Consider the following 24,145-nt stretch of genomic DNA (forward strand, 5'->3'; position numbering starts at 1 on the left):
AAGGCGTGTTATATACACGCCTAACCTACTTTTAACTTACTGGATGCACATAATAAGTATTTTATTACTTCTGTTTTACAATAATAGATAACGCATCAGCGACTGCTCTCTCACCTTTATTATCAGACGGGATTCCTGTCAAACGGCCATTAACAACCATTGAAGTTGATCCACCACCATCCAAATTTATCGCATCAACCACACCTTTACTCTTCATGAAATCAGCTAGCTCTGTCAAACCCATTCCCTGACTTAAATACGGGTTTCTTCCGTAAACAGCAAAAATAAACATATTTCCTTTAGCATCAATACCGACAGAAGTTCTAGGGTGTTCCCCATATACCCAACTTGCATAAAAGCTACTACGATCTAAAGTTTCATCTGATTCAAAATCTGTTGTATCTTGCCCTTCGATTGCTGTTTTATGACTAGAGATATGCCAACCTTGCTTATACCAATTCGCTAAAGGAATTTGCGAATTCAGTAATAAAGTGGGGCCACCTCCAATAATAAAAAGACCTTCTCGTAATCTGATTTCATTTCCATCCGCATATACCTGATAACTAACAGATACATCCTCACCTTTTTGGCTGTTTATAAAGACATCAAACTTCCCTTTAGTGCTACCTGTTGCTAAAAATAAAGTTTCGTCATCCTTGAGTATATTTGGATAGCCACTAATTTTAGACAGGCTGCTATTATTGTCATTTAAAATATAGAATTCAGCTTCAATCTCATCTAAAAGATTGAGTGGACCAAATTCTTTTGTAAAAGCGACAATTTCATTGTTGTTTGTACAAACAACATCATGAGTAGGAAATTGAAATTCGCCATTTTGCAAATTACCACAATTGAGTATTTTATTAGGCAAGCGGTTTAATCCGTGAATGGCTAGCTCCTCACTCCCCTTTCGTAAAACTATTTTTGTATTTGTACTATGTGCAATAGTAGCCTTAATTTTACCTTTATTATCTATGATTAAAGCGGGTCTATCATTAACAGCTTCACTCAATAACTTCCCATTCTCAACTGCAATACCAGAAATATCTCCAGGTAAACCTAATTTAGGATGCATCACAAAAAAGTTACCATTCACACTCACTAAAGAATTATTTGACTCACTAATTTCACTAACCGTTGCTAACCCACTAACAGACTGAGTAGCTAAACTAGAGATTACCTTTCCACGAAAAAGGTTAGGATCAATTTTCACTACACTGATCAATTGATTTGTTTCACTTTTACACTTAGAGCATCTGAGTATTTCCTGAGCTTGAATACCCTGCTCTAAAAGTTGCATTAAAAATGATTTAGCATCATCAAGGCTGTAAATTGGCGTAATAGAGAACTTTTTAAAAGGTACTTGATTACCCAAATAATCAGGAAACTCTAATTCATGGGTGACCATTGATAGATGATGTTTAGCTGAAAAATCAGCGAGAATTTTTTCTACTTTTTTACTCCTTGCCAAATGATACGGCTGAGTTTCAATTAAAAAACTTACTTCATCAGATGTTCGAATAACTATCTCTTCAAAATACACACCTTTAGAGAGCTCAATCATTGAATTAGCATGTGAGGGTTGTAATGTTATTAACCCTAAAATGATGCAATTAAATAATTTAAACAAAGTTAACTCCACTTTTCATAAACCAATCAAACAAAAAAGTAGACTGGCGGGCAGGCCAGCCTACTTAAACTGATAATAGGGAAATCAATTATTATCAGTACTTCTAGAAGCTATATCGAACACCGAACAACACACGGCGATCAAGCTCACTAACTCCATATGGCAAGTAGCGAGAAGTTGCTTGATTTATCATTTGTTCATTAGTTAGATTCAAAATTTGCATTTGAAGTTGCAGATCATCATTCACTCGATAATTTGCAGACAAATCTAGCTGACCAAAATCGTCAATAAACCTTGGAACACCAAAGTCATCTGAGAACTGAGCAAGATAGCGTTCACGCCAAGCGTAAGAAAGTCGCATATCTAGCGCACCGTCATCATAATAAATAGATGCGTTATAACTTAACTTTGATAACCCTGGTAGACCGCTACTTCTCACATCGTCTTCAGTATTAAAATCTGCTGCGCTCTCAGTAATAGTTAAATTAAATAGTCCACCGAAATTTTGCCAAATACCTTCAGGTAAGAAAGTAAATGGTTTTTGGAAGGCAAATTCAGCACCTTTAACACTTGCATCAACACCGTTAGCAGGCTGGGTAAATATAATAGGTGCAGAGACAATTACACCGTCAGACTGCCTAGGGAATGAACGCACTTCTGTAAATGAAGTCGTATCTATAAGACCTTCTATGTCTTTATAGAATATATTGGCAGCTAGCAATGCTTCTTCTTCAAAATACCATTCCATACCGAGATCAAAATTTGAAGATGTGAAAGGTTGTAGCTCTGGGTTACCCTTTGCACCTGTACCACCCCCTTCGTCAATACCACGGATTGTCTCAGATGGTGCAAGTGCAGGTAAGTCTGGGCGCGTCAACGTAACAGAATAAGCAGCTCTTAAAAGTAAATTGTCGTTCAGTTCATGTCTTAAGTTTGCGCTGGGTAAGTACTCTGTATAACTATTTGATACAGTAATTGGCGTAATGCGCTCAGTAGGTTGGAATTGATTTTCAACTGTGTTACCGGAGGCTGTTTGATCTGTTTTAACCAACCTTAGCCCAACATTGAGTAGGGTGCTTTCAAAATCAAAGTTAGCTTGAACATAAGCATTGAAGGTATCTTCATTTACTTGCCAACTTTCTGATGCACCAAATCCAGGTAATGGCCTTATAAAAGCGCCTGAAACAGCATCACCTTGAGGATAAAAAACACTTCGTATTAAACGAGGGTCAGCAACTAGTTGTGAGTTTGGTGCCGATGAACCATCGACTTCAAAAGGCATCGTCATCGCAACACTCGCTAAACTAGGCATATCTTCAATGCCTGTTTCAGGTAAACGTTGAAGTCGCTCCTGAGTTTGAACTCGTGTTTTTTCACGTTCTGAATATCTAAAGCCAAAATCAATGCTGGTTAATGCCCCATCATCAAAGTATCGGCTGAAATCAAGTTTACCCGTTATTTCTTCATCCTCATCAACCGATGGACGTAAGATAAAAACATTGAATAAAAAATCTTCGGGGTTTGACGTAAAATCAGTGTGGGATGACTGAAAATCTACAAAGTCACCTCTAACATCATAAGAAACAGTACCAGGATCAAATTCACCATTCTCAGCTAATCGAAATGAATAAAGGTCAAACTGACGTTTAGCATCGCGTTTTGAATAACCAATAAATGGGCGGATTTGCCAATAATCGTTTAAGTCCCACTTTGTATCAAATGTAACTTGCGTGAACTCTTCATCAGTAGTTAAGTAGTTTGTTCCAACACGCTGCTGGACACCACTAAAAGATGCTGAATTTACGATACCGTTCTCAGAGCTAAAATTAACAGTCTCACCAGGGTTTTCTACTGGCATATCATTTCTATTTGCCAGCCTTTCACTGTCTGATGTTGCATAAAGCACAGAAAGCAACATTTCAAGACTATCTGTAGGGCGGTATTGTGCACTAAACGTCGAACCAAGTGTGTCTCTTTGTTCATCAAAAATATAATAGCGAGTGCCGTTAGCAATGAGATCATCCGAATCACCACGACCCACTACATTCATTGGTCGCCAGACACCACTTTCCACGGTATTAGACTGAAAATGAGTGTCTGAATATGCAAGACTTGCAGAAAAGCCAAGTGTATTGTCTATATTATGGCTAAAGAACACAGACCCTCTAGGATCAGCCTCTTCTAAAACTTCACTATAATTCCCTTGCGCTGATACAGTGAACTTAGTCCCTTCATAGCTCAGAGGTTTAGGTGTTTCTAGCGTTACAACACCTGCCATACCACCCTCAGTTTGTTTTGCAGTGGGAGTTTTCTTAACTGTCACATTAGAAAACAGTTCTGCTGCTAAAAGTTCGAAGTTAAACCCTCGTCCTCCAGAACTTGTAGCAAAACGTCCCCCACTACCATTTGAGGTACCCGACATTCCATTCACTTCAACACGTGTAAACTGTGGACCCAGTCCCCTTAAGTTAATTGCTTGACCTTCGCCATTACTGTTCCTATTTAAAGTTACTCCAGGAACACGTTGTAGAGATTCTGAAATATTTAAATCAGGAAACTTACCTAAGTCTTCAGCAGAGATTGAGTCTGTAACTTCTACAGATTCTCTTTTTTGACCTAACGCTCTATTAAGGCTTGCTCGTACCCCCTGGACCTCAATTACCTCTAATTCAGACTCACGCTCATCACTACTGGTGGATTGAGCGTGCGCATAATGCCCCACTAGCAAGCCAATTGAAGCAAGTGCAGTAGTGGATAAATTAAGATGAAACTTGTTTATTTTTTTCATTTTATCTCCTGTTGAATCATTAATTATGTACCCGTCAATTAAATCACATTATGTTATTTAATCCGATATTGGAAGTAAAAAGTCAAAAAACTTGCTACAAAAATGATCTGGTAATGACTAAAAAACGTCAATTCAAAGACTTAAATGTGAAGATAGTTAATCATTAAATTTATTAATTAACTTTTAGTTATTTAATGTGTAATATTACAGTCATATTTACTGTTAAGTTCAATGGTTTTACCTATGAGTCTGATTAATTTAAATAAAAATGAAAAATTTATTCTTAGCTACTTGAGACGCAAACATAAAGCGAGCCGAGTTGAACTTGCCAAAGTTATGGGTGTGTCAAACCAATCGCTGACAAGATTAACTAAGTCGCTATTAGAGCATGAGCTAATTGAACAACAATCAAAAACATTAGGTTCAAGAGGTCAGCCTGCTATCAATATCACCATCAAACCGAATAAACTTTATGCGGTTGGAGTCGTTTTCGCTAACAGCAAACTCATAATTAGATTAGATGACTTATGTGGCGACCATATTGCCGAAATTTCAAAAAAAATTGATTTATCAAACCCTAAAGAGTGTTTAGAAACAGCTGAAAGTACGCTAAAGAGTGTACTAGACAGTATGGCTATCGCCGATCAAATTATAGGTATTGGCGTCGCAATCTCTGGTTTTTTTGTATCATCTAACGCTGTTTGCAATAAATACAATGTTGATGAGTGGACAAAATTAGACTTAGCCTCTTTTTTTGAAGTCGCATTTAAAGTTCCCTGCTACATTGAAAACGATGGGAACGCAAACGCTGTTGGTTATTCACTATCAAATCGAGGCAGTGATCTAGAAAGTGCTTTTGTACTTACTTTAAGTGAAAACATTGGTGGTGGATTCATAACAAAACAGCAACTGTTAAAAGGACATTCAGGTAATGCTGGAGAGGTTGCGGCACTATTTAGCCCAGACCCAGAAGAAGTTCGTCCCTGTTTAAGCTCGCTGAGTTCTTACTTAAAAAAAAGCAATATAGAAAGTTGGCAAGATTCGCTGGATCCAAGTTCTGTCGATCACCAGCATTATTTGGATTGGCTTGATAGTGCTACTAATGCACTTGAACAACCTCTTCATTTTATCCAAGTCCTTTTTGACCCAAGCGCTATTGTTATTTCGGGAGATCTTCCCTATCAAGTTAGAAAGACAATTGCTGATACTGTGAAATTTAAAGCGTTAAATTATAAACATACAGAAGCTAAAAAAGCTGAGTTAATTATTGATAATGAGCCTTCACCATTAAGCAAAGGTGCAAGCACTTTGGCCATTTACCACTTTTTAGGCACCCTATACTAATAATGCAATATATATGAAATGATTTATATTTATCTTACCTAAAAAACTCAGGGCTCATTGTGCATTTGTGGCTTTTCTTGATTGGCTCTCTATTAGTTGTATTGTGGTTATGGCTAAAGAGCAACAAACAATCTTCAGACTCATTAATAACCGCCAATAAAAATGTACCATGGTATCTAGCGGGCTCATCAATGAGTGCTACAACACTCTCTAGTGATACGCCGATTATAGTAGCTGGACTAGTATATAGCTTTGGGATAAGCGGTAATTGGATATGGTGGGTTGGTATTCTAAGTTTGCTGTCTACTGCTTTTTTCTTCAGCAAATACTGGTATCGAAGTGGTATAAAGACAGAAGTTGAGCTGTACGAACTTCGCTATGGAGACTCCTCACACACACGTTTTTTAAGAAAAGTTAAAGCTATTTTTGAAGGGGGTATTCTTAATGCAATTGTCTTAGCAAGTCTGACGTATGCTTTTTCAATAATCTTGTCTGAAGTACTCATTCAGCATCCCATTTTGCACTTTACAGAACTTCAAATTCAGCTCTGCATCTTTGTCGTATTTCTTATTGTTGTAATGTACACAGCACTGTCTGGATTAAAAGGAGTAATAATTACCGATATTTTCCAGCTTTTCTTTGCTGTCGGTATTTCATGGGTCGCCTTGTATTTTATTCTTGAAAGCCAATCTTTAGCTTCGATAATTGCTGAAGTCCCTGAAGAGAAGAAGAATCTATTTTTAGATAATAGTACGTCTAAGAATGAATCAATTTATTTTTGGATTTTTTTAGTCATTGCATGGATATACAAAGCGCCAGGTTCCGGGCCTTTGATACAAAGAGTGATATCTTGTAAAAGTGAGTCAGACGCAAAAAAAGCGATTCTAATGCATTGTGTTATTCACTTTTTTGTCAGAAGTATTCCGTGGATATTAATTGGAGTCGTCGCGATAACCTTAACAAACACCTCCTTAAGCGCAGATCAAGTTTATGCTCATGTGATTATGAAAGTACTGCCGCCTGAACTAATAAATCTCTTTATTTTTTGCTTAATTGCTGCATACATATCGACCGTTGACTCTCATCTAAATTGGGGCGCATCACTCATTACTAATGATTTTTACATAGAGAAAAAGCCAAAACTAAGCAAAAAAAATGTCTATTTTTTATCAGTACTTGCTTTAAGTATAATTAGCTATTTAATCTACCTATTGGGTTTTATAGACAGCTTATTGTTTATTTATCAACTTCATATAGTAATATTTGCAGGGCTTGCACCATTTGCAATTGGTCGTTGGTTTTGGTGGAAAATCACTTTAAATGCAGAAATTTTAGGTTACCTATCTTCAATCACTCTTGGCGTAATATACTTCGTTATCATCCCTAAAGAAGCTATCTACTGGTTTTCAATGCCTATGCTTTTAAACCTATCAAGCTCCCTGATAATATTATTTTTGCTGAAAAGCAAAGCCCAACTACCTGATAAAATACATTTCGATTTTTTCAACAAAATTGGGCTGCCTTTACATAAAAACCACAACCACCGGTTTTCACTAAATAAAAAAGATATCATTAGCGCAGCAAAAGACTGGATAATTGCAGTTATTCTTTTTTCTACCTTAACGATTGGAGTCACAATTGTATTTATTAGCTAAGTCATCAATAAGCTGAATTAAACGGCCTCTAAACAAGGCTCTTCGAGTACTTCGGGCTTATCAAAAATACCCAGACGAATGCGAATAAAGTGCAAAATCTCTTTGGCTACATCAATCCCTAACGCCCCTTCTAAACCTTCAAAACCTGGGCTTGAGTTTGCTTCACAAATTTTAAAGTGCTGCTCGTCAAATAATAAGTCAATGCCCGCTACATCAAGGTTGAGTACGTTAGCAGTTTGAGTTGCAAGCCATTCGATTTCAGGTGTAATAGGAAATGACTTACCTGTTCCTCCGGCACTTACATTGGCTTTAAAGTTTTTACCCTGTGAGTTACGCTCCATACACGCAACAGCACGCCCACCGATAGTAAGCACTCGCAAATCTCGACCATGACTCGACTTAACAAACTGCTGTAAAATGATATTTGCCTGTGGATTTGCCGCTTCAATAAGTTGCATTAAGTCATCAAACTCATCTTTTGATTTTGATAAAAATACGCCACTACCCTGCGAGCCCGATAACGTCTTTATCACGACAGGAAAACCAATCTGTTTTTCCACTAAATCAATGTTCACCGGAAACTTAACCAACATGGTATTCGGGGTTGGCAAATTACATTCTGCTAAAATTTGCTGTGCAAATAATTTGTCTTTTACCGTTTCAATTGATTGCGAGCTATTTACACAATACACACCTAAACGTTCCAAGTGACGAATAATTGCCAACGCAAAATAGCTTGTGCTTGCACCCATTCGTGGAATAACGAAGTCTGGTAACGCAACTGATTGCCCATCGATTAAGATGCTTTTGCCATCTTCGCGAGTAATTGTTAAATCAAACTGATCAGGCGAGTAAACATGTAAGTCGATGCCTTCTTCTTTTGCAGCAGCAAGCAAGCGCTCTACCTCGTAGGTCTCTTGCTTTAGCAAACCTTGGCTATCTTTATAAATAATCCACCCGCGCATACTCGTTACCTCTAATCTTGGGTTTATGTGACAAAAAAACGCGGATTATGCTGAGCATTGCAAACTAAGTAAAATTAATTAATTTTATCGTCACGACAATTATTACCGCAACTTACTGATTATCTATTGACCAAGATGTTAACTTAAGGTAAAAATCAACATTAAGTTAACATTAAAACCCGTAAGAGAAACATGTGAACAGGACGCTTGCATTAATCTTCATTTTGCCACTCACTGCATTTGCATTGAATGAATGGCATATTCAAAGTGATGGTTTTACATCAAAACCAGACACACAACCGAATGTTGCAACTTACAATTCAGAGCAACAGGTGCTACCTCAGCAACCTACTGTTAATTTAACAGCACCGCTAAATCAGCTTTCAAACAAAGCCCATGAATTTCTCTACAAACAAGGTCGTTTGCCCGAGAAATTAAGTGACACAGCGTTTAGTGAATTCGATTTAGATACCCTAAAAACACTTCAAGCGGGTGATAACTTGATTTTAGCTGTTGATGAAAGCCGCACTTACACGCTAGAAATAAGCAATATTATTGAAGCGAGCAATGGTGATCGGAGCGTATTTGGTAAAGTCACTGATGATGACAAGACTAGCCATCAAGCAGTGATGACCGTAACAAAAAATACTCTGCAAGGGCAGCTTAACACTCACACTGACAGCTATAAATTTATAAGCCACGGAGAATACGGCTGGGTAACGAAGTTGTAAGAGTTACAAGGGGAAAGTGGAAGCTAGCGAGATACAAGATACAAGGGTAAAGTTACGAGATGCGAGTCTGTAGCGGCGATTTAACATCGCGTCCTAGTGCCTTTACTCTTTCTAACTTAACTCTTTTCCCTAGCAACTTTCCCCTCGCTAACTCAAAGCTTACTGCTTCCTAGCCGGCCATAAACTTGCGCCATCGCTATCGATTGGGCTTAAGATCTCAAGACCGAGTATTTTGGCGATGAGCGGGTACACATCTAAATTACTTACTTCGTCTAAGCGCGTGCCTTGTTTAAAAGCAGGGCCTTCGGCTATGAAGGTGGCGGCCATATCTTCGCTATAGGCATAACCATGAGTGCCTAAATAGCCTGCCATTTTACTATCGGTAAACACGCGGGGCGCTTCGGTTTGCAAAATAATATCGCCAACTCGCGGGCCTTTATCATAGTGATAATCGTGCTTTTGCTTCTCACTTAATACGATGTAACGACCTTCAGCGGCTTTAGCAAGCTTTTTGCTGAATCCGCTGATATCTGCTTTGCTATCTGGTTTTGCATAATATAAGACGCGAGGGCCTGTGTTTTGCACTATAAAGTTTTCGTCTTGTGGCAGGCTATCAATTTTGATGCTAAGGCTTGGATCAACAGACGCCATACCATGATCAGACACAATCACTAAGTTAATGTTTTCATCAAGTGCTTTTAAACGACTCGATAAATCAGCCATTAAACTGTCGAGCTTTTGTACTGCATCATAGGTTTCTTTGGCATCTGGGCCAAACTCATGTCCCATACTATCCACCAGCGAAAAATAACTAATCACCAAACGTGGTCGCTGTGCTTTTGGTAAGCTCAACCACTGAATAATTTGGTCAACGCGTCTTTGGTAATCACTGTGTTTTGAATAATGGTAAAAATAATCAGGTAACATACCGTTAAAACGCGCATCTGACTCTGGCCAAAAATAGGTGGCTGCTTTTAAGCCCTGCATTTGTGCTAAATTCCAAAGCGGAATGCCGTTAACCCAAGTGCTATCGTCTTTACCTTTTCCCATTTTGTAGCAGTCGTTGCGCTCAGTATCACAAAAGCGGTTCTCGACAATGCCATGATTAACAGGCAGCAAACCGGTAATAATCGAAATATGATTCGGAAAAGTTTTGGTTGGGTATACAGGGCGCATTTTGGTTGCTCTTACGCCCTGCTCACTGATTGCTTTTAAATGTTTCGCCTGATGTTTTTCAATGTAATCCCAACGAAACCCATCTATCGAAATAAGTACCACCGATTGCTCTTGGTCAGCTTTTACACCCGAACTGAAAAGCAATATCCAAGCTAAAACTAGTTGCCAAATACGCATAGAAAACCCTTTCGTTTAATTTTTAATTTGCTTAGAGACTTTAGCAAATAGTTTTGAAAATTTTGTGATAATGACTGCTAACTTTTTATATAACGTTTTACTAATTAGCTTTATGCATGCCACCGTAAAAATGGTTGCCAAACATCCAAAAGACCTTACTTTATATCCCAAGGTAGGAGATAAGTATGTAAAAGCAAATAATATATGAATAAGTGGCTTAATTTAAAGTAAGACATTAATAAAAAAAGGATATTTAAATTTTGGATACAAGCTGTTAGATTAAATTTAATTATGGCTAAGTTTTGCTAACAACTCTCAACTGCGCGGCTTATATTGCTTTGTGGGAAAAATAAATGATCGATTTTGGTAAGAAAATCACCCCTGCACGCGAAATGCGTTCAACCAATAACTTGCATACTGCGCTTGAAAGTGATCGAGGTCGTATTATTAATAGCGCTGCTATTCGTCGCTTACAACAAAAAACCCAAGTTTTTCCGCTTGAACGCAATGCTGCCGTGCGCTCAAGGCTTACTCACTCTCTTGAAGTACAACAAGTGGGTCGCTTTATTGTACAAACAATTTTTAATAAGTTGAGCGATGCCAAGCAAAAAGAATATGGTTTATTGGGGCTTGAACGGCCTTTAGAAAGCCTCGTCGAAATGGCGTGTTTAATGCACGACATAGGCAACCCACCCTTTGGCCACTTTGGCGAAGCAGCAATCAACCAATGGTTTGCTAAGCATCTAGATGCATTAACTCCTGAGCGCTGCAAAGGCATTGGTATAAGTGTTATTTTTAAACACCTCGCTGAGGATATTAAAAATTTTGAAGGTAATGCGCAGGGGATCCGCATTATCCATTCATTGCTATCACTTAATTTAACTTACAGCCAAAGTGCAGGTATTTTAAAGTACACACGCCCAGCCAGTATGCTCAAGTCAGATATTCCACAAGACAAAAACTACTTAATGAAAAAAGTCGGTTACTACTTCAGCGAAAAACCATTTGTTGAAGCACTACAAACCGAACTTGATATAGAGCAATATTGTCGCCATCCAATCAGCTATATTATGGAAGCAGCCGACGATATCTCATACTGTCTAGCCGACATAGAAGATGCCGTAGAAAAAGGCATTATTAGCGTAGAGTCGCTCTGTGAAAAACTCAAAGAGCAATACAGTCGCACACTTACTAACCTCACAATTGACGATACTAAGCATAGTGACTTTGCCGAAAAAGCCATTGATTATGCGCTAAGTAAGGCTCAAGAACAGCCTTACAATTTTAATAGTGAGTTTTTCATCTACTTACGTGTCACTTTATTGCACCCGTTAGTGAGTTATGCAGCTGAGCGCTTTATTAATAATATCGAAGCTATTTACCACGGCGACTTTAATCAAGCGTTATTAGAAGATCGTAGTCACTTACATGCTGTCACACTTACCTTAAAACAGGTTGCACTAAAACATGTTTTTTGCCACAAAGAAGTGGAGCGTTTAGAACTACAAGGTTACCGCATTATTAGTGGCCTGCTTGATTGCTATAAACCATTACTTGCTCTTGAAGCTGATGCGTTTAAGCGTGTGTTAAAAGGCGACCAAAATTACTTAATAGAAACACGACTAGTAAAAAAACTCTCAAATAAACATTTGAACAGCTATCAAAAGGCGATTGATGCGTTAAAAGCAGAGCCCGATCACTTTGCTGCCTATGAGTTTTATTATCGTTGTCGATTAATTCAAGATTATATTAGCGGTATGACAGACCAATTTGCCTATGACGAATACCGCGCACTCATGGTGATAGATTAAGCGATTGTGGATAAATTGCCGGTCTGAGCTTAAAATTAATTAACTACTTGGGTAACCAGATTAACCTTACTGGTCAGAGAACTATGCCAATAAAAAAACTATCTATTTTGCTGTTTCTTATAAGCATGAGCTTTGCAACTAAAGCACAATACAATGAAGCAATGTGTATTTTGTTAAAACAGCAAATGCATGAGTTTCGTTTTAACACCAGCAACAAAAATTATCGATCTGCTGCTAGAAGCTTTGAAAAAAATTGCCAGAATCCAACGCCAGTGCATAACGAAGCGGCGCTTGAAAACATTGCTGAGCAGACAATAGACTCCCCCCCCGTTTCGGTTAATAAAGTGAATCGCTCAAACGGCCACTCAGGTGCTATTTTAGGCACCCCTGAAGAAACTACAGCACCAGAAGCAAATGCTATTAACGAAAGCGAGCAAGCTGAAACAACAGCTGAACAAGCAATACTAACAAATAGAGTGAACGACGAGCCTGCTGCACCAGAAACTCCTCAGGTTGAGAGTATCCCTAGCAATGATTTAGCAACAACGACGGAACAACCTAAGCAAAGTGCTGCAGAGACTGTTGTTGAGCCGGTAATTGAGGCTATTAAAGAACCTACTGAAATCTCGCCTGAGTTCGAGCCACAAACACCAGTACAAGAGCCTGTTGCAACAGAAACAGATAATGCGCAAACAAATAACACTCCTATTCCCGAGCCAACACCAGCGCCGGTTCAGAATAATGAGGTTAGCTCATCAAGTTCACTGTTAGTGCCAAGTTTAATCGTTTTACTCATTTTGCTTATCGCAGGATTAGTTATTGTTCGAATTCGTCAAAGTAAACAAAACGATTCAGATTCAGAGTTAGCACAAGATTTACTCCATGCTCAGGCTATAAAAGCTGCAGCTGAGGCTAAAGCACAAAAAAATCAAAACGACTCAGACTTTTTAGCTCCTGAGCCAACACCAGAATTAAACAGCTCTTCAGCTTATGACAGTAATACTTCTGCGCCGTATGATTCATTTTCTGCCTCTGAAAATCAGCAACCAGAAAAACAAGAAGACGATTTCGCGAGCTTTAATGCAACAACAGAAGAGCAAGCTCCAACTGATGATACGTGGGCTGATCTAAATTACGCGCAAAACAAACAGAGCACGGCTTTAATAGATGATGAGCCAGAGCAACCTGAAGAAAGCGAGCCTGAAGAGCCACGCTTTAGCTCATCGTCATTTGGTTTTGATGAATACAAAGCACCAGTTACTGATGATGAGCCAGCACAAGAGCAACCTGAAGAAAGCGAGCCTGAAGAGCCAAGCTTTAGCTCGTCATCATTTGGTTTTGACGAATACAAAGCACCAACTACTGATGATGAGCCAGCACTAGAGCAACCTGAAGAAAGCGAGCCTGAAGAGCCACGCTTTAGCTCATCGTCATTTGGTTTTGACGAATACAAAGCACCAACTACTGATGATGAGCCAGCACTAGAGCAACCTGAAGCAAGCGAGCCTGAAGAGCCACGCTTTAGCTCATCGTCATTTGGTTTTGACGAATACAAAGCACCAGTTACTGATGATGAGCCAGCACTAGAGCAACCTGAAGAAAGCGAGCCTGAAGAGCCACGCTTTAGCTCATCGTCATTTGGTTTTGACGAATACAAAGCACCAGTTACTGATGATGAGCCAGCACTAGAGCAACCTGAAGAAAGCGAGCCTGAAGAGCCAAGCTTTAGCTCATCGTCATTTGGTTTTGATGAATACAAAACACCAAATGCCGAAGAAAAGCCTAAACATGATGACGTACCCGAGTACGACTTATCATCATTAGTCAATGAGGATCTTTCATTCACTGAAGATTTTAGTAAAACAGATCAAACACCTACACATGAAATCTCTGCAGATGATGATATTAGCGATGATGATTTAGCAAAAGCGTTGCAAGCACTTGAGTTAGAGTTGCAGGATGAGCCTGTAAGCTTTGACGATACCGAGCAAGACGACACCCCCACAATTTCACTAGATGAAAGCCATCAAGGTAAAGATGCTTATTCAGCTGATGAAGAAATGACAGATCAGCAAAAAGAAGATGTACTACCAGACGATGAGCAAACCGATGAAAAACCCAATAACCCATTTGCTAATTTGTCACTAGACCCAGCATGGGATCCAGAGTCAAACGAAAAGCCTGTTATTGAAAACAAAGCAAAACAGCCAAAATCACAAGCTTTAATTGACGCAGAAGAGCGCGCAAAAAAATTTAAAACTGACGATTAAGAACTTACCATGTAGCAAGGTAACAAGGCATCATTCCTTGCTACATGGAATTATTTAATTGACGCTCTTGATTGCATAAGCCAATGATAAACAAAAATTATTGAGAAAAAAGCTGTCAACGCAATGCAGCACAACACGATAATATTCGCTGGTAATATAGTTTCACTTGTACGGCTATATCGCTTTGACTCTTGCTGAGCAAGAATTTTTGCTCGCTCAGCTTTGCTTGGCAAAATAAACTCATGAAATGTGTCTGTTGGTTTTGCTTCTGAGCGGGTTGTTTGTACATTTTTTTGCTGCCATAGCATATCAAATTGCTGAAACTGAATTTGTTTGTTTTCGATACACCAATCTAAATTTTTAAGCTCTAACGCTTTTTCTATACACCGGGTGGGCATTACATAAAAACGCTCCCATGCCGCTTGTTTGCTGCTTAACGCTTGCGCTGTGAGGGGTTGAGATACTGAGCTTTCTAAATCAGAAAAATCTTTACGGTACAAAGCATTAGTTTTTTCAGCTATTTGCTCTTTGGTAAAACATGACTCAGAAATACGTGATGATAAATTATCAATACGTAATTTATAAACACTTATTTCATCAAGCAAATGGGCTTTACGAAGTGCAGATTGCAACTCTTTGCGTTCGGTTTGCATACGTTTACATTCATTCTGAGACTCAGTGGGCTGAGCTAACAAACATGCAGGAATAAACAGAAAAGCTGCAATTAAAATCCTTTTAAACATATATTTACGTCACTGTAAAAATTTAGAGGTACAGCGTATCATTTTGAATTAAAACTGCAACACTTCTTAGCCAATCATCCTAAAGAATTACTTTTTATTTCCCATTAACTTGGCTTGTCGTGATTTATAGTGTTGATCATCATATGCAAATTGCTTCTGCAGCCAGTCTTTAAATAATTGGACTTTTTGCCATTTAAAATGCTCTAAAGGTGCTGCAAGGTAATACTTGTACTGGCAATGGTATTCAAAATCAGGGTAAATCTCTAACTGCCCATGTAAAAGTTGAGACTCAATTAACCGCCGCCTAACCAAAGCAATTCCTTGTCCTGCAAGCGTAGCTTGAATCACCAATGCCGCGTTATCTATCTCAAGCGAGGGCAAAGCATCAGGGCTGACTGCAAGTTCATCAGCCAACTTTAGCCAACCGCGCTCTGCATCTGGACAAATATCTTTTATTAATTTTTGCTCTAACACCTGATTTTTTAGTGGCTTAGAAGTATCTAGTGCCCCTGGTTTATAAGCCAAAAATAAACTGTCGTCACTGATGAGCTCACTATGCAAACCCGGGTAACTGCCTTGACCAAAACGAATACCTAAATCGACCTGCCCCGCTGAAAAGTCAGCAAGCTGATCACTAGGTTCAATACGCACTTTGATATGGGGATATTTGTTTTGAAAGTCACTAATTCGGCCAAGCAACCAACCACTGGCGAACGAAGGTAGCACAGTTAAATTTAACGTATTGGGGTGGCTATCTTGGCTAACTGCCTGCACACCTGCCTGCAAATGGCTAAACCCCTTAAGTACATGGGGTAAAAGCTGTTCACCTTGACGGGTAAGCTCAACATAACGGGTATGACGAGTAAACAAATTACAATCAAGCTGTTGTTCTAACATGCGAATTTGTTGGCTAACCGCTGCTTGGCTAACAAATAATTGCTCTGCTGCAAGTTTAAAACTACCTAACTCTGCCGCGTGCTTAAAATACCAAAGGCTTTTTAATGGAGGTAACTGCATACGCACTTATGGTTAATAAAAACTTAAGTATAGGCAATTTTTAATCGTTTGTCAGTAGTGGTAACACGAGTAATACTCATACAGCCAACCGCGACAAGACAAGGACAACCATCATGAAATACTTAATTATTTTATTGCTTTTATGTGCTTCAAGCTTTAGTTATGCCAACCAGCCATTAATAACACAGCTTGATACCGATGAAGGCTACCCTTATAAAAACTTAATTCAAAAAGTAGAACGAGTAGAAATTCGTTATGTAGAACACCAGCATTCGGTGACCTGCAAAGTCAATGTACAAACACTGCGCAACCAATATATGGGCAAAGAACAAACAGTTTCAGCCAAGCTGTTTGCAAAACGCCCAATGGCCGCGTGTTTAACCCGCAAAAAGGCCAAGCAAATCCTGCATATGCTGTAACCATTTCAACCTTGTTAAACTAGGCTACGAATAGCAGTACTTCCCCAGTAGCCTAGTTTTTTCCTATCAAAGTAAAACGTGTTTCGTGCGTTTAAATGTAGAGACGAGCGGTTTGCTAGATCTTTTTCGAACCACAGAGGACATAGAGAGCACAGAGAAAGACAAGGAGTCTTCTAAAGCGCAGCGCCTCTTATCCTCTTTGTGCATTCAGTTTTCCTCTGTGCAGCGCCTCTGTGCCTTCAGTGGTTCAAATATCTTTATTCACAAAGAGAAGTGAATGAGAAGACAACGAGGAAACCCAAAAAACTTTATCTAGCCTTCTTCTCAGACACAGCCAAGTAACCTATTTATCGAGACTAACTGTTCGCTAGATCTTTTTTCGAACCACAGAGGACACAGAGAGCACAGAGAAAGACAAGGAGTTCTCTAAAGCGCAGCGCCTCTTATCCTCTTTGTGAAATCACCTTCTCTGTGCAGCGCGCAGCGCCTCGGTGCTCTCTGTGGTTCAAATATCTTTATTCACAAAGAGAAGTGAACAAGAAAACAACGAGATAATAGTTAAGCCAATTAGTTATTTTCCTCTAAAGCGCAGCGCCTCTTAACCTCTTTCTGAATATTAAACCTAAAGCTCCTCTACCTTCTCTACCTCAACTGGCTCCGCCAACGCATTTTCATAAAATGCGAACACAGCTTTGGTATAAGGCTGAGCATAATGCTCATCAAGGGCAGCTTGCGATTCAAACTGCTCAACTAAAAACAAACAACGCTGCTCTTTGCTTGCAAACAGCTCAAATCGATTACAACCTGGCTCTGCACGAGTGGCTGCTAATATGCCCTGTAAACGCCCTTTACAGTCATCAAATAATGCCGCCTTTGGGGTAATTTTTGCCACGATATTAATCATACTGACTCCTTATTATATAACTTTAAAACCAATGACCGAATTGGCGGGGCAACCGTAAAAGCCACCACGAAAGCAGCAGGCCATGCATTAGCAAACGCCTTCATCCAACTTAGAAAAAATGTATCGCTCAGCCCTAAGTTGACATAAGTGACCCATGCCGAAAGTAAAAACGACATTAAAAACGAAAATGCCGCAGTAAAAGTAAAATGAATTTTCATATGTCCTCCTTGGCGTTACTATATTTGCACAAGGCAAGTGGCAACAGTCACGAAAATGCAAACTAAGATTGAGGGAGTCGTATGCTGGATGATCTGCATTTATTTATTGAAATAGCGCGCCGTAAAAGCATGAGCCAAACAGCAAAAGATTTAGGACTGAATCTATCAACCCTATCAAGGCGCATTCAGGCATTAGAAGAGAAACTCGCCGAGCCATTACTGCAACGTACAGCCCGAGGCATTGTGTTAACCGCCAAAGGCGAATCACTGTATAACGAGTTAGGCGAGCAAGTGCTTGCTCTTAACAGCCAGCTTGAGCAATTAAATGACTCACCCGCCGCAAAAGAGTTTTACCTGTTGTGCCCACAAAACATCATTGCGGGCCCACTGATGGGGGCCGTTAATCAGTTTGCGATGGCAAACCCTGCGCTAAACCTCCACATTTACCCAAGTAATGCCAACAGCCAACTAAGCCAAAAACGTTTTGACTTAGCTATTCGCATCGGCGAACAACAAGACTCAAGCTACTTTCAAAAGCGCCTAGGCATGATCGCTATAAAGCTGATTAAAAAGAAAGATGCCCCAACATCAAGGCTGATATTGCCCTATTCAGAGTCACAACTACCCAGCGATTTACTTAACAAACTAAAAACCGAGTATGAACATATAAGCTTTTGCTTTGATATTACAATCGCCAGAAAAATGGTTGAAGCAGGCTATGGCATTGGCTTACTACCAATGAGCGAAATTTGCTGTATAGACGATACCAGCCACTTTAGCTATATCGAGTCACCCCAAAGTATTCCCGCAAGGCCAATTTACGCCCTCTGGCCACATTCACGCACACCATCAGCGAATGCCCAGTTGTTGATAGAACAACTCCAAACCAGTATTGCAAACTCACCAAGCTTGCAAGGAGAGGTGTTGGTGCTTTAGTTGCGAGATGCGAGATGCGAGATGCGAGATGCGAGATGCGAGATGCGAGATGCGAGGCATTGTAGGTCGGGCTTTAGCCCGTTTAACAACTCAATCTTTAAACAAACGATAAAGACCAAACACAAACAACATTGCCGCAATGCCAGCCAAGGCTAATTGCCAAATTTTAAGGCCATTGAACTTTGTAGATTGTGGACTAATACTCTCATTTAAAGGAGCCGAAGCTTGCTGAATTGTTGGCTCGGTTATCTGGCTTTTTATTGCAACTTGGCTTGTGGCTTTGTTTGTATTTATTTCTGTAATGGTTGGCTTTACTGAAATAACTACATCTTTGTATTCTGATTTTTGTTTACCGCTCCAAGCCGATTCAAATAGCGCCTTTTGCTCAGCTTTATTTTCGCTACACCATACAAAATCAGCTTGCTGAATATTTTTCGCTCTACAGCGATCCGGTAATTGATAAAATTGCCCCCAAGCATAGCGTTTTTTATCGTCATTATATGAATTTGAATACACCGTAGAGTTATGTACTTTGGTGTTTAAAAGTGCGCTAGGGTTCGAGCGATACGTATAATTACCGCCATTACCAGAACTTATTTTTGGGTGTTTGCAGTGTCTCGCCAGCAGCGTAAAAAGCTCATCTAAACGTTGATTCCAACGTTCACCTTGCTTAGCCGTATAGCTACGATTCATTCTTTTACGAATGCCCTTGCGCTCAGCCTCAATACTATCGCAGCGGCTTTTTGAATATTGCTCTTCAGCAACCGTGTTGAAACTCGCTAGCAAAGTAGCGAGTAATAAAATCCATTTATTCATAACATTACATCTATGTAATTTGGTAGGCCACATTGTACCAGTTTTAGGGTAAGGAAAAAGTGACCATTTAACTATTTATTTAGTTATGTCGCGTTGGTAACGGTAACCAAAGAGAAATAAACACCAAGCTATGAAATGCATTTAATTTCATTACCTAAAATCCATCATTAAGTTTAATATTTAAATTTTGCATTTCGATGGTACCCTATACGAATACATGACAGAACGGACTTCTCATGATTTTAAAAGATAAAGCACCTTCAACCTCACTATCAATCAAGATTAAAGCTGGGGACAAGCAAGAGCTAGATGTCGCATTTTATTTGCGCCGAGCATTCAAAGATCATCCACAAGTGTTCGTATTTAATGATGTTAAATTTAAGCACAATAACGAATCAGCACAGATAGACCACTTAATTGTTTATACATATGGGTTTATTTTAATCGAATCAAAAAGCATAACAGGCGAAGTTGCCATAAATGAGCATCAGGAATGGAGCCGTAGTTATCGAGGAAAATGGCAAGGAATGCCATCACCAATAAAGCAAGTTGAACTCCAACAAGCCTTATTAAAAAGTTTAGTGACGAGTAACGCAGAGCAGTTACTTCCCAAAATGTTTGGCAAATTACAGCAGAACTTCGGAGGACGAGAATGGCATAGTATCTGCGCAATTTCGAGTAATGCCATAATCAATCGAGATAGCATGCCAAAGTCACTTGAAGATCGATTAATTAAATCTGAATTTTTAGCTGATAAGCTTTTAGAGATAATGAAGTTGCCAGCATCAGCCCCTAACGCACTGCACTTTTTTTCAACTAACGTACGCCCATGGTTTAGTGAGGAAAGCCTATCTAAGATTTGTCAGTTTCTTTTAGCTCAAAATATTAAATCAACCGAGCAACCAGTAAACGACGAGTCACCCGTAACCCTTAATGAACCCGAATCAATTTACAAAAGCGAAGTTAAAGAAGAGGTTTTATTAAGTGCTGAGGAACCTAAAATCATACACTTAAAGTGTAAAAATTGTAGTAATGAACACACTCTTGAAGCCCGTTCAGGACGATATGGATACTATGTCAATTGCTCAAACTGTAATACGAATACTCCGATGAAAGCACCGTGTATTAAATGTAATGATCAAAATACGAAAGTTAGTAAGCGTAAAGATACTTACTCATTGATTTGTGATGGTTGTGGTAATAAAGCGCTAATAAAATTTGATAATAATGTCGCGTTGGCGACGGCAACCAAAGAGAAGTAAACGCCGACTTCTCTTTGGAATCTCTCGGCGCCCCGGGGTTCACACGGTCCCCTCAATTTGAATAAATTAAATGAACGTAACCAACATAGATAGGCACAATTACACATCCCTGTACGCACCCAAGCTCGGATATCCATACCCTCTCGTTCAAAGCTTCTCTTTTTCACAGCACTCGCCTGAAACCAAACAATGATCTATTGGTTTTTTCTTTTATTTCAATAAAATATATAAAATTAAAACCTAGACCTTTTAAAAATCATATAAGTGATTTGTCTGCGCGACTAAATCTAACGCGTGGACATTTTTACTTCCCGCCAACTCAAATCTATCTTTTGCAAGCCAGAGTTTTGCGCCATTGCTGCTGGCAACTTGATATGCCCAGTTGCTTACGGCGAGGGATTTATCTACATCACAATGAAAATAGAGAGTTAGTTCATCAGTGAGTAGCTGACTGTGGCGATCTAGGTTTTGATCTTGCCAACGTTCGCGGTGCAACTGGGCTGCTAAAAAGTCGCGCTTACTGTTATTACAACTTCGATGGGCGGCAACAAAATTATGCCCTAAATCGTTAGCGTAGCGAGCAAATGGAATAAAGTGATCAACTTCTATCGCGCTTGTGAGTGGCTTTTGACAATAAAAACACTGGCCTTTTTGTATTTCGACTAAAATTGGTTTTGCTTTGTTTAGTGCTGTACGGTCGAAACCAAATAAAAAGTCATGCAGTTGGCTTTGCGGGCCAATAAGTGCCTGATTGTGCTTGATGCTTTGAATCTTTTGTAGCCATGCATTTTTAGCTAAATAGACAACTAAATCGTAAAAGCGTCTAAAGCAAGCGGCTATGCCTGCGTTTAGAGTAATATAGCTTTTGCCTTTTGTGTGAGGGTACAAAAAGCATTCTTCTTGTTTGGCTAGAATTTGTAAGCGCCACAACGGGCCTGTTTTTAAAGTGTCTAAAGCTGCTTTGTAAGTAGTTTGCCAGTAAGGGCTTAATTTGAGTTGCCGTAAGCTACGAATATTGTTTTGCTGGCACTCATATAACACCGCAATTACTTTTGATTGCGCACCCGAATTTTGTTTTAGTAAAGCACTTTCACCACTATGAGCAGAAGAAAATGGCACTGCATGGTGCCAATAAAGCTCTATTAACTTTTCAGCTAGCTTAGCAAGATCAATGTTTAACTCGCTTGCTTCATACATCATTGGTTGTTCAACACAAACATCAGCCAACGCATGTAATAGTGCAAACTTATATGTCGCACTAAAATCACCTTCCACCAGCATGCGCTGAATGTAAGTAATGAAATCGAGTTGCTGCTGCATGGCCATCATCAATCAAGCCTTAAGTGTACTTTTGAAAGATGCTTTAAAGTTCATGAGCCGTTCCCTGTTTACGTAATCATATTTGCCACTTATGCTCATAACGCATTGTTGTAGCTTGAATATTGGCGATTTAGTTTAGGAACAATCTAGCATGAAAAGCTATTGAAAATATAGGATTTTAGGTAGAGCTATACTCTAAAACCCATACAATATTGGGAGAGTTGCGGTATAGCCTGCTATACCGCGTGTAAACTACTATATCGTTCTTCTATGCAAGATGGCGTTTAGCCATGTTTCTGTGGCGCGCTCTGGACGTTGGTCGGCGCTTTGCCACGACTTGAGGATAAATAGGTCTGTGCCTCTAATAATGCTCTCAAGGGCTTGTTCGTTTAGGTCGGTAAATTCGCGACCGTTGTGTTCGCGCTCGCCGTCGCCGTATTTAAACGATACATACACGATGCCTTGTGGCTTTAATGCGCGGGCAAGGTTGTTGAATGCTTCGGTTAAATCGTTTTTTGCTACGTGAATAAGGCTTGCGCAGCACCAAATGCCGTCGTATTTGGCAACGTGGTTTAGCTCTAGAAAGCTGCTTACAGCTACGTCTTGATTTAAGTATTCTGACGCCAGCTTTGCCATAACTGGGCTGATATCGAATGCATCTACGCTATAACCACGCTCTTTAAAGATGAAAGCGTCGCGGCCAGAGCCACATCCGGCATCGAGTAAAGCGCCTTTTTTTGGGATCAGCGGTAAGAATTCGTCGTAAAGTTCATTGAGGTCTACATCGAGTGTGGCATCTACAAATGCTTGCGCATTTTGGTTGTAGTATTCGACGGTTTTGGATGCCATTTTACTTCCTTTATAGGGGCAAGATTGCTTGGCGCTAAAATACCATTAAAGCTAGGTAACGCAAAGGATGAAATGTGATTTTAGATGCTAAAAATCAACGGTTTTGTAGTCGGTATTAGAAGTTAGTTGGAGGGAGATTAGAGGTAGTAGTTACGAGGTGCGAAGTGCGAGGTTCAAGGTGCGAGGGACGAGAAGAAAAAAGATGACCAATTTTAGTATTGCTTGATTAAAGGCTTTTTATTTTGTTTATAACTGTTTTCATTCGCTTGGCTAATGGTCTATTGCGATGATGGCATGCATATATGTCTTCACAAACGGGGTGCGTTAGCGTGTGTACTTGTATCTTTTCTTGATTATGAAACGCACGAACAGCATGAGCGGGGAGCACTGTAAAGCCTAGCCCTAAGCTTACTGGCTCTAAAATTAAGTTGATTTGATTCGAAAAACCACTGCATTCAAACTGAACTATCGATTCAAACTCAGTAAAGTTCACGCTTAATAACTGTTGTGCATGATGTTGTCCATCTGGGTGATTAATAAAGCCTAATTGGCACAGTTGCTGCCAATCTATGGTTTTGAACTGAGCTGGCGTTATCAATAACAAGGGTTCTCTTGCGATTTTTTGCCCTGTAACCTCATGCATTGTGGGTGCTTGGCTCATAAAGCCAATGTCTATTTGATGGCTCGCTATGGCCTTTTCGACCCCAGAATTAGGCGCAAATGCATACTCTATAAAAAGTTTAGAGTGCTTTGATTGCAAGCTTAATAATTCGTTATAAAACTTTAGCCCACAACTTCCCGGCGATTGTATTTTTACTCTACCTTCAAAAGGTGAATCATTTTTTACTTGTTGCTCCAAAAATTGCCACTCTTTTAATAACTGGCTACCTCTGTTGTATAAGCTTTGGCCCTGCGGAGTAAGTGTAAATTGTTTGCCGTGTCGCTCCAGTAATAAAGCCCCAACTTGCTGTTCTAGCTTTTTAATATGCTGGCTCACGCCTGACTGAGTCATAAACAGTCGCTCTGCTGTTTTTGTGAAGTGATTTACCTCGACTAGTTCACAAAATGTTTTTAACCAAACCGGGTTTATCATAACAAAATATACTTATTTACA

The 24,145-nt window shown here is 39.5% G+C and carries 20 protein-coding genes; 8 read left to right on the plus strand and 12 right to left on the minus strand.

Translation table 11 applies throughout. The features are described from left to right. Positions 1 to 64: 64 nt before the first annotated feature. A complete protein-coding gene (locus AAEU31_RS02765; protein ID WP_421966353.1) occupies positions 65 to 1,630 on the minus strand; it encodes a phosphodiester glycosidase family protein in 1,566 nt (521 codons plus the stop codon). Positions 1,631 to 1,733: 103 nt separating this feature from the next. Then, on the minus strand, positions 1,734 to 4,418 hold the full coding sequence (locus tag AAEU31_RS02770; protein ID WP_421966354.1) for a TonB-dependent receptor: 2,685 nt from the start codon (positions 4,416 to 4,418) through the stop codon (positions 1,734 to 1,736). Between the two features lie 243 nt (positions 4,419 to 4,661). Between AAEU31_RS02770 and AAEU31_RS02775 the strand changes: the two genes are divergently transcribed. Together AAEU31_RS02775 and AAEU31_RS02780 are read left to right on the plus strand one after the other, a co-directional pair. Continuing rightward, positions 4,662 to 5,762 (plus strand): ROK family transcriptional regulator, encoded by a 1,101-nt coding sequence (locus tag AAEU31_RS02775; protein ID WP_421966355.1) that lies wholly within the window; start codon positions 4,662 to 4,664, stop codon positions 5,760 to 5,762. Positions 5,763 to 5,821: 59 nt separating this feature from the next. Continuing rightward, a complete protein-coding gene (locus AAEU31_RS02780) occupies positions 5,822 to 7,417 on the plus strand; it encodes a sodium:solute symporter family transporter (RefSeq protein ID WP_421966356.1) in 1,596 nt (531 codons plus the stop codon). Positions 7,418 to 7,434: 17 nt separating this feature from the next. Here the strand turns inward: AAEU31_RS02780 and AAEU31_RS02785 are convergent, their stop codons facing one another. Continuing rightward, complete coding sequence (locus AAEU31_RS02785) at positions 7,435 to 8,382, minus strand: ATP-grasp domain-containing protein (RefSeq protein ID WP_421966357.1); 948 nt, start codon at positions 8,380 to 8,382, stop codon at positions 7,435 to 7,437. A 194-nt stretch (positions 8,383 to 8,576) separates the two neighbouring features. On the opposite strand from AAEU31_RS02785, the gene AAEU31_RS02790 reads away from it, so the two are divergent. Then, positions 8,577 to 9,113, plus strand: a complete 537-nt coding sequence (locus AAEU31_RS02790; protein ID WP_199527453.1) for a protease inhibitor BamI-like protein — start codon at positions 8,577 to 8,579, stop codon at positions 9,111 to 9,113. A gap of 159 nt (positions 9,114 to 9,272) precedes the next feature. Here the strand turns inward: AAEU31_RS02790 and AAEU31_RS02795 are convergent, their stop codons facing one another. Continuing rightward, entirely contained in the window at positions 9,273 to 10,466 is a 1,194-nt protein-coding gene (locus AAEU31_RS02795; protein ID WP_421966358.1) for an alkaline phosphatase family protein, read from the minus strand. Between the two features lie 353 nt (positions 10,467 to 10,819). Between AAEU31_RS02795 and dgt the strand changes: the two genes are divergently transcribed. Beyond that, a complete protein-coding gene (gene dgt, locus AAEU31_RS02800; protein WP_421966359.1) occupies positions 10,820 to 12,277 on the plus strand; it encodes a dGTPase in 1,458 nt (485 codons plus the stop codon). 83 nt (positions 12,278 to 12,360) lie between these two features. Next, complete coding sequence (locus AAEU31_RS02805) at positions 12,361 to 14,547, plus strand: hypothetical protein (protein WP_421966360.1); 2,187 nt, start codon at positions 12,361 to 12,363, stop codon at positions 14,545 to 14,547. A 50-nt stretch (positions 14,548 to 14,597) separates the two neighbouring features. On the opposite strand, the gene AAEU31_RS02810 is transcribed toward AAEU31_RS02805, so the two are convergent. Both AAEU31_RS02810 and AAEU31_RS02815 read right to left on the minus strand, forming a co-directional pair. Further along, a complete protein-coding gene (locus tag AAEU31_RS02810; RefSeq protein ID WP_135926723.1) occupies positions 14,598 to 15,290 on the minus strand; it encodes a hypothetical protein in 693 nt (230 codons plus the stop codon). 87 nt (positions 15,291 to 15,377) lie between these two features. Next, the gene (locus AAEU31_RS02815) at positions 15,378 to 16,307 is read right to left on the minus strand and encodes a LysR substrate-binding domain-containing protein (RefSeq protein ID WP_421966361.1); all 930 of its coding nucleotides are present in this window, start codon (positions 16,305 to 16,307) and stop codon (positions 15,378 to 15,380) included. A 113-nt stretch (positions 16,308 to 16,420) separates the two neighbouring features. Here AAEU31_RS02815 and AAEU31_RS02820 point away from each other — a divergent pair, with 113 nt between their 5' ends. Then, complete coding sequence (locus AAEU31_RS02820) at positions 16,421 to 16,726, plus strand: hypothetical protein (protein WP_421966362.1); 306 nt, start codon at positions 16,421 to 16,423, stop codon at positions 16,724 to 16,726. Between the two features lie 622 nt (positions 16,727 to 17,348). On the opposite strand, the gene AAEU31_RS02825 is transcribed toward AAEU31_RS02820, so the two are convergent. Beyond that, the gene (locus tag AAEU31_RS02825) at positions 17,349 to 17,630 is read right to left on the minus strand and encodes a putative quinol monooxygenase (protein WP_138558633.1); all 282 of its coding nucleotides are present in this window, start codon (positions 17,628 to 17,630) and stop codon (positions 17,349 to 17,351) included. Continuing rightward, on the minus strand, positions 17,627 to 17,848 hold the full coding sequence (locus AAEU31_RS02830; protein WP_421966363.1) for a DUF2798 domain-containing protein: 222 nt from the start codon (positions 17,846 to 17,848) through the stop codon (positions 17,627 to 17,629). Before AAEU31_RS02830 ends, AAEU31_RS02825 begins: the two co-directional genes overlap by 4 nt. A gap of 81 nt (positions 17,849 to 17,929) precedes the next feature. On the opposite strand from AAEU31_RS02830, the gene AAEU31_RS02835 reads away from it, so the two are divergent. Further along, the gene (locus AAEU31_RS02835; protein ID WP_421966364.1) at positions 17,930 to 18,784 is read left to right on the plus strand and encodes a LysR family transcriptional regulator; all 855 of its coding nucleotides are present in this window, start codon (positions 17,930 to 17,932) and stop codon (positions 18,782 to 18,784) included. A gap of 90 nt (positions 18,785 to 18,874) precedes the next feature. Here the strand turns inward: AAEU31_RS02835 and AAEU31_RS02840 are convergent, their stop codons facing one another. Then, entirely contained in the window at positions 18,875 to 19,600 is a 726-nt protein-coding gene (locus AAEU31_RS02840) for a hypothetical protein (protein ID WP_421966365.1), read from the minus strand. 236 nt (positions 19,601 to 19,836) lie between these two features. Here AAEU31_RS02840 and AAEU31_RS02845 point away from each other — a divergent pair, with 236 nt between their 5' ends. Further along, positions 19,837 to 20,862, plus strand: a complete 1,026-nt coding sequence (locus AAEU31_RS02845; RefSeq protein WP_421966366.1) for a nuclease-related domain-containing protein — start codon at positions 19,837 to 19,839, stop codon at positions 20,860 to 20,862. A gap of 249 nt (positions 20,863 to 21,111) precedes the next feature. Here AAEU31_RS02845 and AAEU31_RS02850 read toward each other — a convergent pair whose 3' ends face one another. The 3 genes from AAEU31_RS02850 to AAEU31_RS02860 all read right to left on the minus strand — a co-directional run bounded on the left by AAEU31_RS02850 (position 21,112) and on the right by AAEU31_RS02860 (position 24,124). Continuing rightward, entirely contained in the window at positions 21,112 to 22,194 is a 1,083-nt protein-coding gene (locus AAEU31_RS02850; protein ID WP_421966367.1) for an HNH endonuclease, read from the minus strand. A gap of 243 nt (positions 22,195 to 22,437) precedes the next feature. Next, a complete protein-coding gene (locus AAEU31_RS02855) occupies positions 22,438 to 23,031 on the minus strand; it encodes a class I SAM-dependent methyltransferase (protein ID WP_421966368.1) in 594 nt (197 codons plus the stop codon). A gap of 226 nt (positions 23,032 to 23,257) precedes the next feature. Continuing rightward, the gene (locus AAEU31_RS02860) at positions 23,258 to 24,124 is read right to left on the minus strand and encodes a LysR family transcriptional regulator (protein ID WP_421966369.1); all 867 of its coding nucleotides are present in this window, start codon (positions 24,122 to 24,124) and stop codon (positions 23,258 to 23,260) included. Between the last annotated feature and the right edge of the window lie 21 nt (positions 24,125 to 24,145).

The organism is Pseudoalteromonas thalassia, from assembly GCF_049257215.1.
In the GTDB taxonomy this organism is placed as follows: domain Bacteria; phylum Pseudomonadota; class Gammaproteobacteria; order Enterobacterales; family Alteromonadaceae; genus Pseudoalteromonas; species Pseudoalteromonas lipolytica_C.